The organism is Desulfitobacterium sp. (assembly GCF_034927245.1).
Classification (GTDB): Bacteria; Bacillota; Desulfitobacteriia; order Desulfitobacteriales; family Desulfitobacteriaceae; genus Desulfitobacterium_A.
Genome location: NZ_JAYFQK010000007.1, coordinates 1 through 14,355 on the forward strand (window position 1 = coordinate 1; position 14,355 = coordinate 14,355).

Consider the following 14,355-nt stretch of genomic DNA (forward strand, 5'->3'; position numbering starts at 1 on the left):
CTTGGCTAGAACCCAAGGTTATCACATTCGCGCAGCCTCTTAATTTCTTGCAAATCTAGATTTTTAAGTCATCAACCGATGGCTTGCTTTGCTGTGCTCACTTGATTTTGCTGGTACCCCTAACTGATTATTTCAGACTTGACCTCCTCAAGCACCTTTTGAAATGCCACGGGAAATGCTATTTTTTCAAGCTCTTGATAAGTGACCCAACGGATATCCTCTTGATGCGGCATCTCTTTGGGGCATTGTATAACAACCCAATACATTTCCCAGCGGCGATGGCTAAAAACATGATAAATGGGTCCCTTAACCTTAAGCTGTTGTTCTAACATATCCCTGACTTCTTTATCCTGAGAGCGATCTTTGACCACCCGTTGATAAATTTCATACCAAACTTGCGCATTCATGACAACATGATGAGAATCTTCAGCGGGCTCCGCAACAGCAGCAGGCCACGATTGCTCCTTTTTTGTCATAATATCGTTTTGAACAATTTCTTTTCCGGGGAACTCCCAAAGATTGGCTAAGAGTCCCTCTGACGGACGCTTCTTAATCGCAAACTGATCCCCCCGGCGAAGGATCAAGGTTAAGCGCAGCGCTTCGGTCACCCGCTGTTGTCCTTGTTTTACCGGGTAAGCAAGCTCCCGCCCCAATTCGTGTGCTTCACACGCCATATTAAGAGGACATTCCTCGCATTTTACGATTTTGGGAGTACAAAGGGTGGCTCCCAGTTCCATCAACGCCTGATTAAAGTCTCCGGGATAATCCTTCGGCTGATCATCTAGGATTAGATCATGAAAAGCACGACGACTCTTCACTTTCCCTGTAGGTTCCTCCCAAGCGAGCATCCGAGCCAGCACCCGATTTACATTTCCATCAATAGCCGGTACCCTTTCCTTAAAGGCAATACTGGCGATTGCACCTGCCGTATACTCACCAACCCCGGGAATTTTTAACAAACTCTTATAACTTTCCGGAAACTTTCCTTCCTCATTTTCCATAATAAAGCGGGCTCCCTCCCAAAGATGGCGGGCACGCGTGTAATACCCCAGTCCTCTCCAGCTCTCCAGAACCTCCTCAAGCTCAGCTTTCGCCAAACTTCGAACGGACGGAAAACGTTCCAGAAAAGCCAAATAATAAGGAATCACGGTTTTCACCTGAGTTTGTTGCAGCATGATTTCAGATACCCAAATCGCATAGGGATCCTTCGTCTTGCGCCAGGGCAGATCCCGTTTAACCTTCCAAAACCACTGTAAAAGCTCCTTCGGCCATACCTTCATTTGTACATCTCCTTTAAGTCAAGCAAAACAGAAAAAACTCCTCTTGCGCATTTAGGCAAAGGATACTTTCTCCTTCTTTAAAAAGTCTTCTATCTGTCCAGCCGGAAGGGGTTTGCAATAATAATAGCCTTGCATCTCATCACAGCCCTTATATTTAAGGAAAGACATTTGGGCTTCTGTTTCAACCCCTTCGGCAATCACTTTCATATTTAAGTTCTGAGCCAGCTGGATGATTGCAATGACAATTGCCTCCCCATTCTCATTCTTTCCGATATCTTGGACAAAAGATTGATCAATTTTTAATGTATCAATAGAGAGTTTACGTAAATATTTTAAGGAAGAATACCCTGTCCCAAAATCATCAATCGCAACCGTCACTCCCAGCTCTTTGAGACGATTCAATTGTTTCCTCGAGTTTTCAATATTCTCCATAGCAATACTTTCCGTAATCTCAATCTCCAGCCACTCCGGAGTTAAACCCGTTTCTTCCAGCACCTCGGCAATACTTTCGATAAACATCGGTTCACGGAATTGACGGGCCGAAATATTAACCGAAATAGGCAAAAACGGATAACCCATCTTCTGCCATTTAAAGTTCTGAACACAAGCCGACCGCAAAACCCAAGCCCCGATCGGAACAATTAAACCGTTTTCTTCAGCAATCGGAATAAATACTCCCGGGGATACTTCCCCCTTGATTGGAGAATTCCAACGGATAAGAGCTTCCATTCCCTTAATGCGGCCTGTATGAATATCTACTTGAGGCTGATAATACAGGCAAAACTCTTTCTGTTCAAGCGCTTTGCGCAAAAGATTGCCTAAAGCAGCCTTTTCCTGAATCCTTGCATTAAGCATGCTCGTAAAGAACCGATAATTATTGCGTCCTTGCTCCTTAGCATAATACATAGCCGTATCCGCTTGTTTGAGCAGCGTTTCTCGGTCCTCTCCATCATTCGGGAAAATACTGATTCCGATGCTGGGTGTTATATAGACCTCATTTTCCTCGATCTGAAAAGGCGATACAAAAGCCTGGATAATCTTCTCTGCGGCCAAAGCAGCCTCTTCTGTCTGCTTAAGTTCGGCTAAGAGAATAACAAATTCATCACCGCCTAAGCGTCCAAGCGTCCCCTCAAGATTTAAACCTTCCATTCGCTTTGCCACAAGTTGTAACAACTGATCGCCGATATTATGTCCCATCGTATCGTTAATCAGTTTAAACTGGTCAAGATCAAGGAAAAGCACTGCACATTTATGCTGCTTTGCTTTCGCCTGATTAAGTGCATTATCTAAAAGTTTAGTAAAATAAAGCCGATTAGGCAGTTCGGTTAAAGCATCATAATGGGCCTTATGCCAGATTGCCTCCTCGGCCTTTTTTCTTTCGGAAATATCGCGAATTACACCCAGCAGTATAGGCTGTCCCTTGAGATTGGCACTCATGGAACTTATTTCAACAGGAAAGGCTCTTCCTTCCTTCGTAAAATGGACAGATTCCCATTGATATTCGTCCTTTTTTGATAAGTATTCGCGCTTCAGCTCTTCCTTAGAAAATCCAAAGGTTCGAATGTCTATGTTTAATAGTTCCTCCCGAGTATAGCCATACATTCTTTCTGCCGGTTCATTGACATCAATTATCCTGCCCTCTGTACTTACAAAAAAGAGCGCATCATTCACATGATCAGCGAGAATTTGAAAACGCTCTAAACGCTCCCGTTCTTTGATCAGAGCAAATGCATGGGCCAACTGATACGAAAAATGGGAATAAACCTGTATGCGTTTGGAATTAAAATAGTCCGGAAGATCGGAATAGAGAACAAAAACTCCCAAAACCGTTTCCTCGTGAAGAAGCGGGAATGCAGTTGCTGAGCAGATACCGCTCCCCTCAAAACCACTCCAAGCCTTATACGTTGGATTTCCTTCTACAGACAGAGTTTGAGGCTTGCCCTGCCGTATTGCTCTGCCGGCTGCACCCTGAGCATATTCCGACTCGTCCCAGCGTACATCTAAAGAGCTCAAAGCCTCTATTCCCGCAGAAGCCTGGACAACAACCCTACCATCGTCTTCTTTTGAGCCCACCCAAGCGAATATGAAGTCTAATTTTTCGACCATGCGCTGACAAAGTATTTCCGAGATTGACTTAAAGGATGTCCCCGCAAGCACCATTTTATCAATCTCGTTCAGAATTGATGTTATCATCTCCGTTCTTTTTTCCTCTGTTTGATCGACAAAAGTGAGGACAGTATTCTTTTCATGGGTCTCTGTATTCTCGATGGAATCTCTATTGACCCACAGCCAGTGCTTATGCCCATTCTTTTCAACGACTTTGATGAATAAATTTTTCTCCTGATCCGTACCTTGCACAAATTTCTGAACCAATTCCTCCCAAGACAATTCCTTTTCCTGAACACTATATTTCAAACCCGTCTTGTAATCAAAAACCTGCTTAGCAGAATCATTGGCATGAATTAAACTGCCGTTCTCACTGAGAACCATAATTCCGCTGGAAACCCCTTCATAAATCCCGCGGTAATAGTTTTCCCGCTCCCGAAGCTCCCCAAATTGCTGCCGCAGTTCCTCTTCTGCAGCCAGAAGTTCCTCATGTGTTGCACCGAGTTCCTTATAAACCTTTTCTAATTGAGAATAACTTTTAGATAGCTTTTCTTCTGAAGCTTTCAAAGATCGTACCGATTGATTGATCATTCCGTATAGAAAAAAAGATGTCACTAAAACGTAAGCCCATCCTTTTTCAGTTTGTGCCCATGTTAATAAGTGCTGATCAAGTCCAAGTGATTTAAGAAACTGATCGGAAGATAAGATCCAGGCTCCTCCCAGAAGTGCATAGAGCAGCGTTATCTTTAGAGGTATCTTGTTCTTAAATCCCTTTTTCATGATCATCCCCCTCAGAAATTACTTTACTCGATTTCATTTCCCCAAAGCGCTTTTACATTCGTTTATAAATAAAAAATCCAAGTTATTTCAAAGCTTAATTTGAATTCGCTTGGATTCAGCATGGGAATTTAATGTGTTATTAACGTATGATAAAGATTCAACAATTGATCAAGCTCCTGACTCATTCGAACCACCTCCGGATCAATTAACATTCGATTATTAGCCAGTATGTAAAGCCGATTTCTCTGCTCATTAATTTGATTTAATAATACACTTGCCTGCATCGGATTTTCGCTTCTTTCTTCTAACGTACCAGTCATGATATGCTCTCCCGCCCTTTCTAAAGAAGATGGGCTTTACTACCTAGCAATATCCTAACCTGAGTCAGTTTTATTAGGGAAATATCCATTTGCTCTAAATTATTCCCCTTAAACCATATTATACCATCATTATTTTATTTTTCTAGTAAATTATCTTAAATATTTGCTATTTTTTAGCAAAAGCAAAGAAATAATTACATTAAAAAGCCGATGCCCTTTTATAAAGGTTCATCGGCTTAAATCTATCTCACTCTTTTAATTTGACAAGCTGGTAATAGGAGCGGGTATCCTACCGCCCCGCCGTACGAATTGGCGCGCCGAAAACGGATTGACCGGAATAACAGGTGCCCCGCCAAGCAATCCGCCAAACTCAACACGATCTCCCGCTTTCTTTCCTATCGCCGGAATCACGCGAACCGCAGTTGTTTTCTTATTGATCATCCCGATTGCCGCTTCATCGGCAATAATTCCGGCAATCGTTTCCGGTTCTACATCTCCGGGGATGGCAATCATATCGAGTCCCACGGAACAAACACAGGTCATGGCTTCAAGTTTAGCCAAAGTTAAAGCTCCGGTTTCTACGGCATAGACCATCCCCGCATCTTCAGAAACAGGAATGAAGGCTCCGCTTAATCCTCCGACATGGGAAGATGCCATCGCCCCCCCTTTTTTCACGGCATCATTGAGCATCGCTAAGGCAGCCGTTGTTCCATGGGCACCACAGCGTTCAAGACCCATGTTTTCTAATATTTCGGCCACACTATCTCCAATCGCCGGCGTAGGAGCCAAGGATAGGTCAACAATTCCGAACGGAGCGTTCAATGCCTTCGAAGCTTCACGGCCAATGAGTTCTCCGGCCCGTGTAATCTTAAAGGTCGTTCGTTTAATCAAATTAGCCAATTCTCCCAAATCGGCGTCCGGATTTTTTTCTACCATTTTGGCAACAACACCGGGTCCGCTTACTCCCACATTGATGACCGTTTCCGGCTCACCCACTCCGTGGAAGGCGCCTGCCATAAATGGATTATCCTCCGGAGCATTACAGAAAACGACCAGCTTAGCTGCTCCGATCCCGTCCTGATCAGCTGTCAGCCGCGCACTTTCCAAAACGGTATGGCCCATTTTAAGAACGGCATCCATATTAATACCCGCTTTAGTCGAGCCGATATTAACTGACGAACATACAAATTCTGTCTCCGCAAGCGCTTGGGGGATTGCTTCGATCAGTGCTTCATCTCCCTTGGTGAACCCTTTTTGAACAAGGGCGGAAAATCCTCCGAGGAAATTGATACCTACTGTCTTGGCCGCTCGATCAAGGGCTTTGGCAAGACGAACCATCTCCTCCGGCTTAAAACTTGATCCTAAAAGGGCCACTGGGGTAACCGAAACACGCTTATTGACAATCGGAATCCCATATCGCTCGGCGAGTTCTTCGCCCACTTTCACAAGATTTTCAGCGCGGCGAGTGATTTTATCATAGATTTTCTTCTCTACAGAAGTTACATTATCCCCCGCACAATCGAGCAGAGAAATCCCCATCGTAATGGTACGGATATCTAGATTCTCCTGTTCAACCATTTCAAGGGTTCGCATTATCTCTTGAGGTGTTATATTAAGAGTCATTATTGTTCTCTCCTAACTTAAGTATTTGTTTAGTGCATGTGACCCGGAAGCGCAGCTGCACGCACAGAAGTGAACGATTTGCGCGGAAGGGCGATTCAGCGCACAATGCTTCCGCAGCTTAGCGAAGCCAGTGGTTTACTTCAGGTAGTACCCTGAGGTTTGGCTGAGCTGCTGCGGGAGCGAGTGCGCTAGCCCTGGAGTGCTGAGTGAGCAGATGTGCGTGCAGCTGCACGACCCAAACAAGATCACTTTTTTGTGGCAGTTTTAGTGAACCTAAGTGAGCGGATGTGCGAAAAGCTTTTCACATCAAATCGCTGCTGCCTGCGGCGGATAAGAATCATTTGCAGAATTCCGCCTTGGGCGAAAATGTCCACCGGACACTTTCGTGTTCTCAAGCCTCTTAGATACGATGCATAAACGTAAAGACATCTTCATGCTGGGCAGAAACTTTGAGTCCGCGTTTTTGCGCTTCTTGATCCAACCTCTTGGAGAGTTCCCCGAGGGAAATCGAAGATTGACTCATATCGACCACCATCATCATCGTGAAAAAGTCTTGAAGAATCGTCTGACTGATATCAAGGATATTTACCGAATATTCCGCTAAACGTCCCGTCACCCATGCAATAATTCCGATCTGATCCTTTCCGATAACTGTGACAATGACTCGATTAGATTTTTCATTATTATGGTTGTTGTTCATTTCTTTGACTCCCTTCAATCCGTGTAAATTAAATAATATAAAAAGTCTTATCCCTTTGGATAAGACCTGGAGAATTTTAAGGTTATACCCTCTGTCCTTTTGCCTGAGAGATTCTGCAGCCTTTAAGCTGTTTGCCCCTTCGGCGTCCTTAGCGGAACTCTCCAGAGATCTGTCCGCTTACAGTGAAGCAGCCGCTCTCCTGCAAAGCATCATCCAGTTTATCTTTATTATAAAATTCGACTAAATTATATCGCATAAACGCACCTAATTTCAATATGAAAAATGAAACAGAGGCCATGACCCTATTTTTATAACCCTGCTTCAGGGAAAAAGATCAGGAGCTGTCGCAAAACAGCCCCTTTTTCGTATTATGGACTATTGCAAAAGTCCCGAAAGCGTAGTTTCGCGCATAGAAGTGAACGATTCGCGGAGGGACGTACAGGTGAACAAAGCTTTCGTAGCGTAGCGCAGCCAGGGGTTCACATCAGGTATTTCCCAGAGGTTTGGCTGAGCTGCTACGAAGGCGAAGTGAACCAGTCCCAGAGCGCAAGAGTACGTGAGTCTCCGGTGGAGATTCACGCCCGAAGGTACGGATATGCGCGAAACTACATGACCATAGGTTTTGCAACAGCCCCTGGTCTTTTATATTCACTTAATCCTTCGGAAAAGAGTTTGGTTTCCAGCCGCCTCGCTTACTATCCCGTCTGCCCCGTTCTTTGTTAAAACCGCCCCGGTCATTCCCATAGGACCGATTATTTCGTCCCTTGTCATTTCTTCCATGCCCTCTTTGGTCATAAGCGCCACGATAAGCAGCCCTTGAGCGCAGCGGAGCAACTTCAGTTAAATGAACCTCCACCCTATCCGGTTCCTTGGTTAACATTTTTAGAGCTGCCGCCAACAAGGTCACTGAATCTGTTTCATCCAGCAAATCCTTTGCCAGTCCTCGATAAGGGCTGATATCTTCCTCATCAATCACACGCTGTAACTTCTCCATTGTGATCCGCTGCTGACCCTCAATCGCTTCGACTAGGGTGGGAATCGGCATGCGGGTCATCTTCCGTTTTGTGATCTGTTCAATCATGCGCAATTGCCCTATCTCACGCGGAGTCACAAAGGTTAGCGCCAATCCCGTTTTTCCCGCCCGCCCGGTTCGCCCAATCCGATGGACATAGCTTTCCGGATCTTGTGGAATATCAAAATTATAGACATGGGTCACACCGCTGATATCCAAACCCCGGGCGGCTACATCCGTAGCTACCAAAATCTCAATCGTTCCTTCTTTAAATTGACGCATGACACTATCGCGTTTACTCTGTGTCAAATCACCGTGAATTCCTTCAGCGGAATAGCCTCGTTTATTTAACCCTTCCGAAAGTTCATCCACCCGGCGCTTCGTGCGGCCAAACACTATCGCTAACTCCGGTGACTGCATATCTAAAAGCCGGCAAAGCACATCGAATTTTTGTTTTTCCGGAACCTCAAGGTAGTTTTGCTCAATATTCGCAACCGTGACCTCTTTAGCCTTAATGCTGATCGACTCCGGTTCTTTCATAAAGCGCTGCGCCAAATTCTGAATGCTTTTGGGCATCGTCGCCGAGAAAAGCAAGGTCTGGCGGTTTTCCGGGACTTCTTCCAGAATCGTCTGTATATCTTCAATAAAACCCATATTCAACATTTCATCTGCCTCGTCTAAGACAACCATCTTGATCTCACCGAGGCGAATCGTTTTGCGTCTCATATGATCCATTAATCGGCCCGGGGTAGCCACGATAATCTGCGGTCTTTTCTTTAACGCCCGAATCTGCCGGTCAATTTCCTGTCCGCCATAGATGGGTAAGGTTTGGATCCCCTTAAACTGTCCTATTTTATTCAATTCCTCGGCAACCTGCATCGCGAGTTCACGCGTCGGTGACAGAACAATACCTTGAATCTGCTCAGTTCCGGCCTCAATTTTCTCGACCAAAGGAATACCAAAGGCTGCGGTCTTGCCTGTTCCTGTCTGAGCCTGCCCAATCACATCTTTTCCTTCAAGCGCTTTGGGAATCGTTTGTTCTTGAATCGGAGTTGCCTCTTCAAAACCCATATTTTCCACGGAGCTAAGCACCCGTTCACTTAAACCTAATTCGCGAAATGTAGCCATTTAAACGTCTCCTTGCATTTTTAATAATTTTAGGATTTACATTCTTAGTTTTACCCGGCTTCTCAAATCCAAAACGAGCATTTGCCCTACCTTACAAAAATTTGTCGATGCGCCGTACTATATTATGTATGTAATGAGTTTATAAATGGAGGTCAATCCAAATGCTTGATAGCTATTCTTCAAGAAAACAGCGCCAGCATACATATTTAGTCAGTAATCTTTCCGTCGGTATATTGATTATCGCTCTTTCAGTTAGCTTATTTATCATCGGATTAACAAATATACTCCCCTTAACCATTCCTGTACAATTTGTTGATACCCAATCAAAAGATTACATCGAAGAAGAATTCAGGCATGCCCGCTGGTTTCCCTTAGTCGAAAGTATCGAAACGACAGAAAATCAGATCACGCTTAATACCTATATCTTCCCCGATCAAAATGGCCAAGAGCTTGCCGCTGAAATCGTAAAGAATCTTCGTACCGGAGGCGTCAAGGGTGAAATATCTGTCTATGGTAAAAATATGTCCAATCGCTTGCTTGTAAAGAGTAAGGAATAAAGAGTACAGAACAACTTTTCCGTCTATTGTCCGCCATTGCCACTCGCTTCTAAAAAGTCCGATGCATACTGAATATAAAGAGCGGTTCCGACTTCTAACGCATCTTCATCTACATCGTAATGGGGATTATGTTGGGGAAAGACCGCTCCTTTTTCTTGATTTCTTACACCTACTAGGGCAAATACCCCTGATACCTTATTCATATATTCCGAAAAATCTTCTCCCGCCGTGACCTTAAAATCTACCGGCTGAGCACCGACTTTACGGACAGCCTGGGTCGCGATCCTTGAAGCCTCGGGGTCATTGATGATCGAAGCAGAACCCCATTGAAACTCCAATGTTGCTTTGGCACGGTACGCGTGTGCCGTATTTTCAAGAATACGTGTGAGCATCCCCGGCAGCTGTTTTCGAACCTCAGGGTTAAAGGCGCGAACAGTCCCTGTCATGGTTCCTTCACTGGCAATCACATTATTCCCGGTTCCCGCATTAATGGAACCGATACTCACAACCACCGTTTCAAGCGGACTCACTTCCCGGCTCACGATCGACTGCAAATTCATGACGATCGCCGAAGCAGCAAGGACAGCATCAACCCCTTGCTGTGGAGCGGAACCATGTCCTCCTTTTCCTTGGACATGAATCTTGAAAAAGTCGGCTGAGGCCATTATTGCGCCTTCCTGAACACAAACCTGTCCTGTTTCCAGATCACTCCAGACATGCTCTCCGAAAACCCCGTCGACTCCTTCAAGCGCACGCTCATCGACCATCTTTTTGGCCCCGTGAGCCACTTCTTCCGCGGGCTGAAAGATGAGTTTTACAGTGCCTTGAAGTTGATCTTTCATCTCATTTAACACTTTAGCCGCACCTAAAAGCATTGCCATATGACAATCATGCCCGCAAGCATGCATCAAACCGTTGCTTCTCGATTTGTAATCCACATCTTTAAGTTCCGTAACCGCAAGACCATCCATATCTGCCCTTAACGCAAGCGTTCTCCCGGGTCTTTTCCCTTCAATTATCCCCACAACACCGGTGCCGGCAACGGTGGAGTAAGGAATTCCTAACTGCTCTAACTCTTGCCGTATCCTTTGCGAGGTTTTAACCTCCTGAAAACCCAATTCCGGAAATTGGTGGAATTCCCGTCTTAAATTTATGACATAATCTTTATTTTCGCATGCTAATTTACGGATATTCACATCTCTCCCTCCTTCAGAATAACACAAGTCACATACTTTTCCCTACCATATCACATACTTTCTCTGAATAGAAGCTTATAATAGAGTTACCCAAAAGTTATTCATTTAAAGCTTACCCATTAGAAGGAGGTCTTTTTGGTATGTCTAATATCATGAAAAACATTGGATTTTCCCAAGTACTTAATCTTAAGGATTTGATCTCTTATCAAAAAGGACAGGTTCTCAGCATGACAATTGCTCAGATTCCTGCGGTCAATGTAACCTTATTTTCTCTGGATGCAGGAGAAGGAATCAGCACCCATACGACCGCCGGTGATGCCATCGTTCAAATTCTCGACGGTGAAGCAGATATTACGATCGGAGATCAAACCCTTACCGTCAAAGAAGGCGAAACGGTGATCATGCCCTCCGATATCCCCCATGCCCTCGAAGCCCGCAAAGCCTTTAAAATGCTGCTCACTGTCATCAAGCAGCCTTCAACCTACAAAAGCTGAATCAAGCTTTAAGAACGAATTTAAAGCAAAAGGGATCGTTGCAAGATAATAGCAACGATCCTTTCTCGTCCTTAATTAGGCTAAAAGTTTTAGGCCTTAATCCCAAATGTCACCGATTCCGATACAACTTTCTTTCCGGCCGGATACTGAATCCGCTGTGAATCAAAAAGCGGAACCACCAAGAACGTCGCAAGGCAAATTATCCATTCAAGATAAATCACGTGCGGGAAAATCCGAATGGCCGGAACAAACTGCCACAGCACCAACCCAATAATTCCCACAAGGGTAGTGTAGAAAGCTGAGCTTTTGCGAGCCATACCCGGGAAAAATACCGTAAATAAGAACACGATAGTAAAGGCCGTCGTTAAGCTAAGGCCGATCAACAGAGTTTTAACAATCCCGCTGACGCTTAAGGCTAAAGCAAAGGTCAGAGCCCCCAGGGCCATAACCGCAATCTTCGTTACCCTCATCAGTTTCTTATCATCACACTCGGGGTTTAAAAACCTTTTATAAATATCCTGTGAAAAAAGCGTGGCTGAACCGAGCAGCAAAGTTCCGGCGGTTGAAACATCTGCAGCCCATAGCGCCGCTAATGTTACCCCTGCAATATAAGGGTTTAAGGACATAATCATCTGAGGCAAAGCTAACGTCGCGCTCATGGAAGGAAACATGGCTTTCCCCGCAATACCCATCAAAGCTGCGAGAAAACCGATCGGCAGCATCATCAAGCCCCCGATAACAAAACCATTCCGCGCTGTCTTCGAATCTTTAGCCCCACATGCGATTTGCACCACACCCTGTGCGGAAAAACATTGCGTAACCATGACTGCAAACCAACTGGCAATCGCGACCCAACCTAAACCATCCACAAAATGAAAATAAGGAACCTCTTGGGGAACTTGCGCTGCGATTGAAGCAATTCCCCCCTGGCCGCTGACGGTTAAGACTGTTGCAATTCCTATCCCCAGATAAATCAGAGCAACATTTAAGATATTGGAAAGTCCTGATGACCACATCCCACCGACAAAGGTAATTCCAATAAAAACGAGTGCACTTGTAACCATGCCTGTGCGCAGGGTAAAAACCGAGGGCAGCATAGATGCCAGGATGGCTCCCCCCGCTAGGTATTGCATCGAAGTCGTGACCAGAAGAATCGTAATTTGGCTCGCTACGGCGATAGCCCGTCCCTTCACATCATAGAATTTTTCAAACATCTCGGGTACAGTCGTTACATTGAGCTCGCGATATTTTCCGGCTGCAAACAGGCCCATGGCAATTGCGCCCGCGCCCCATGCCACATTATACCAGCCCGCAGCTAAGCCTACGCTATAGGCTTGTTCAGCTACCCCGATTGTGGATGCGCCGCCGATGGCCAAACCCGTAATCGAGACGGCTACTAAAGGCGTAGTCAGCTTACGGCCGGCCAGTACATAGCCCTCAGAGCCCTTGGCCAAGTGTTTAGCGAAAACACTAATCACAAAAAGAGCCGCAATATAGAGTAAAACGATAATCAACGGAATATTAATCATTTCGTCCTCGTCCCTTCCACAGTGGGATCGTTGCCCCGCCGTAAGGCATAATGATGATATCCTGTTTCTCTTTATTTACACCGGCAGCGTTCAAAGCCTCCTCTAAGGAGTTGACCCCCACAATATTCATCGGTTTTACCAGTTCCGGAGCAATCGTCGAATACAAAACCACGTTGGCCTTTCGGGAAGCTTCAACAGCCGCATAAAAGATATAGCCCGGAATCGTAAAGTTCTTCCGCAACTCCGGATCTAATGTACCTCTATGAAGAGGGTCACTCCACCCGAAAAACGCATCAGCTCCCGCTCCATCCCGGCACTCTGCCAGCATTAAGATGGTCCCCCCCGGTTTAACCGCCAAGGAAGCATTAAATAACGTTTTCGTCCCTTGATAGAGCGAAATATCCTTTGGAAAGCCTCCGCAGCTGGCAATGACTAAATCCGCTTTTTGTTCAATCGGAACACCGAATTTTTCATCAGCCCAGCGGCAGCCCTCTTCCCATGCCGTCAGCCAGTGGCCGCCTACTAAACGCGCAATTTTGCCGTTCGTATGAATAATGACATTAACCAGAAATTCCGGGTTAACGAATTCTGTCGCATCAACCATATCCGCATGTAAAGGGTTTCCCTCTAAAGCTCCTACCCCAATCAAAGGATTCGAGCGTTCAGCATTCGGATCGAGGGCATGCAAATGATTCTGAGCAATTGTCTTGCGGCTGGATACTCCGGGCAGAATCGATTTCCGTCCGCCGCCAAAACCGGCCATGAGATGATGAACAATACCCCCGGTCAGAATCACTTTGCGTTCCATGACCCATTTATTGACAATCACTTCTGTCCCACGCGGTGTTGTTCCGACATAGACCATTTCCGAATCATCACAATTATGATCGATAATCTCAATCCGGTTATAAAGATCCTCCCCCACGATTGTCTTATGTTCCTCAGGCGTTTGCCTGCGATGTGTTCCGGTAGCCACCAGTATCAAAATATCCCGATCGGGAATTCCTAACGCGTTCAAGCGCTTTACAATAAAAGGCAGAAATTCATGAAGCTTCACAAGCCGTGTGATATCACTGACCACAATCGTGACTTTATCTCCGGCATGAAAATGTTCATTAAAAGGTTGCGTTCCCACCGGATGATCTAAAATCTCTTGAACTGCCTTTTCAACATCATCAACGCACGCAATCTCCTGCGCGTGCAGCTCTTGAATCACGTTTTCTTGCTCTAAATTAAACATTAAATATCCTTCACCATATTTAAGCTTGTACTCTTGTTTCATTTAAATTCCTCCAATAACTGTAAAACCTAAAGAAAATAGAGAAAATAATAAAGCACCCCATAGGGGTGCTTTCAAAGACGCACACTACACCTCCTACCATCCTTCCCATTTTAAGTTTTCCAATCCGATCATTATTCTTCCAAGAACTGTACCCTACAATACTACTGACCTACATCTACTACACATCTACAGTTTCTTATATCTACAGTTTTATATTAGCTTAATTAACATACCCTGACAAGGCATAACCAAACAGTCTATATTTTCAAAACAATTGGTTAGAAAAAAAATGATCGTCAATACTATATGGTATACTGATACTAATTGATACCATTTTATATCAAAAGG

At 45.0% G+C, this 14,355-nt stretch carries 11 protein-coding genes and 1 riboswitch; of the genes, 2 read left to right on the forward strand and 9 right to left on the reverse strand.

What is annotated here, in order from left to right:
* Positions 1-119: 119 nt before the first annotated feature.
* From mutY to VB077_RS01695, 6 genes are all read right to left on the reverse strand, one after another.
* The gene (gene mutY, locus VB077_RS01670; protein WP_323413474.1) at positions 120-1,280 is read right to left on the reverse strand and encodes an A/G-specific adenine glycosylase; all 1,161 of its coding nucleotides are present in this window, start codon (positions 1,278-1,280) and stop codon (positions 120-122) included.
* A 51-nt stretch (positions 1,281-1,331) separates the two neighbouring features.
* Complete coding sequence (locus VB077_RS01675; protein WP_323413475.1) at positions 1,332-4,166, reverse strand: EAL domain-containing protein; 2,835 nt, start codon at positions 4,164-4,166, stop codon at positions 1,332-1,334.
* A 128-nt stretch (positions 4,167-4,294) separates the two neighbouring features.
* Positions 4,295-4,486 carry an aspartyl-phosphate phosphatase Spo0E family protein gene (locus VB077_RS01680; RefSeq protein WP_323413476.1) on the reverse strand — a complete coding sequence of 64 codons (192 nt, stop codon included), beginning with the start codon at positions 4,484-4,486 and terminating at the stop codon, positions 4,295-4,297.
* Between the two features lie 255 nt (positions 4,487-4,741).
* A complete protein-coding gene (locus tag VB077_RS01685; RefSeq protein ID WP_323413477.1) occupies positions 4,742-6,109 on the reverse strand; it encodes a PFL family protein in 1,368 nt (455 codons plus the stop codon).
* 400 nt (positions 6,110-6,509) lie between these two features.
* Positions 6,510-6,809: an ACT domain-containing protein gene (locus tag VB077_RS01690; protein WP_323413478.1), complete on the reverse strand. Its 300-nt coding sequence runs from the start codon at positions 6,807-6,809 to the stop codon at positions 6,510-6,512.
* 81 nt (positions 6,810-6,890) lie between these two features.
* Positions 6,891-6,984, reverse strand: a riboswitch (glycine riboswitch).
* 477 nt (positions 6,985-7,461) lie between these two features.
* Entirely contained in the window at positions 7,462-8,949 is a 1,488-nt protein-coding gene (locus VB077_RS01695; RefSeq protein ID WP_323413479.1) for a DEAD/DEAH box helicase, read from the reverse strand.
* Positions 8,950-9,110: 161 nt separating this feature from the next.
* On the opposite strand from VB077_RS01695, the gene VB077_RS01700 reads away from it, so the two are divergent.
* Positions 9,111-9,506, forward strand: coding sequence for a hypothetical protein (locus tag VB077_RS01700; protein ID WP_323413480.1), 396 nt, complete (start codon positions 9,111-9,113; stop codon positions 9,504-9,506).
* Positions 9,507-9,529: 23 nt separating this feature from the next.
* Here the strand turns inward: VB077_RS01700 and VB077_RS01705 are convergent, their stop codons facing one another.
* Positions 9,530-10,702, reverse strand: coding sequence for an amidohydrolase (locus VB077_RS01705; RefSeq protein ID WP_323413481.1), 1,173 nt, complete (start codon positions 10,700-10,702; stop codon positions 9,530-9,532).
* A 140-nt stretch (positions 10,703-10,842) separates the two neighbouring features.
* On the opposite strand from VB077_RS01705, the gene VB077_RS01710 reads away from it, so the two are divergent.
* Positions 10,843-11,196 carry a cupin domain-containing protein gene (locus VB077_RS01710; protein WP_323413482.1) on the forward strand — a complete coding sequence of 118 codons (354 nt, stop codon included), beginning with the start codon at positions 10,843-10,845 and terminating at the stop codon, positions 11,194-11,196.
* An 89-nt stretch (positions 11,197-11,285) separates the two neighbouring features.
* On the opposite strand, the gene VB077_RS01715 is transcribed toward VB077_RS01710, so the two are convergent.
* Positions 11,286-12,725, reverse strand: coding sequence for a sodium:solute symporter family protein (locus VB077_RS01715; RefSeq protein WP_323413483.1), 1,440 nt, complete (start codon positions 12,723-12,725; stop codon positions 11,286-11,288).
* The gene (larA, locus tag VB077_RS01720) at positions 12,718-14,007 is read right to left on the reverse strand and encodes a nickel-dependent lactate racemase (RefSeq protein WP_323413484.1); all 1,290 of its coding nucleotides are present in this window, start codon (positions 14,005-14,007) and stop codon (positions 12,718-12,720) included. Before larA ends, VB077_RS01715 begins: the two co-directional genes overlap by 8 nt.
* Positions 14,008-14,355: the final 348 nt, after the last annotated feature.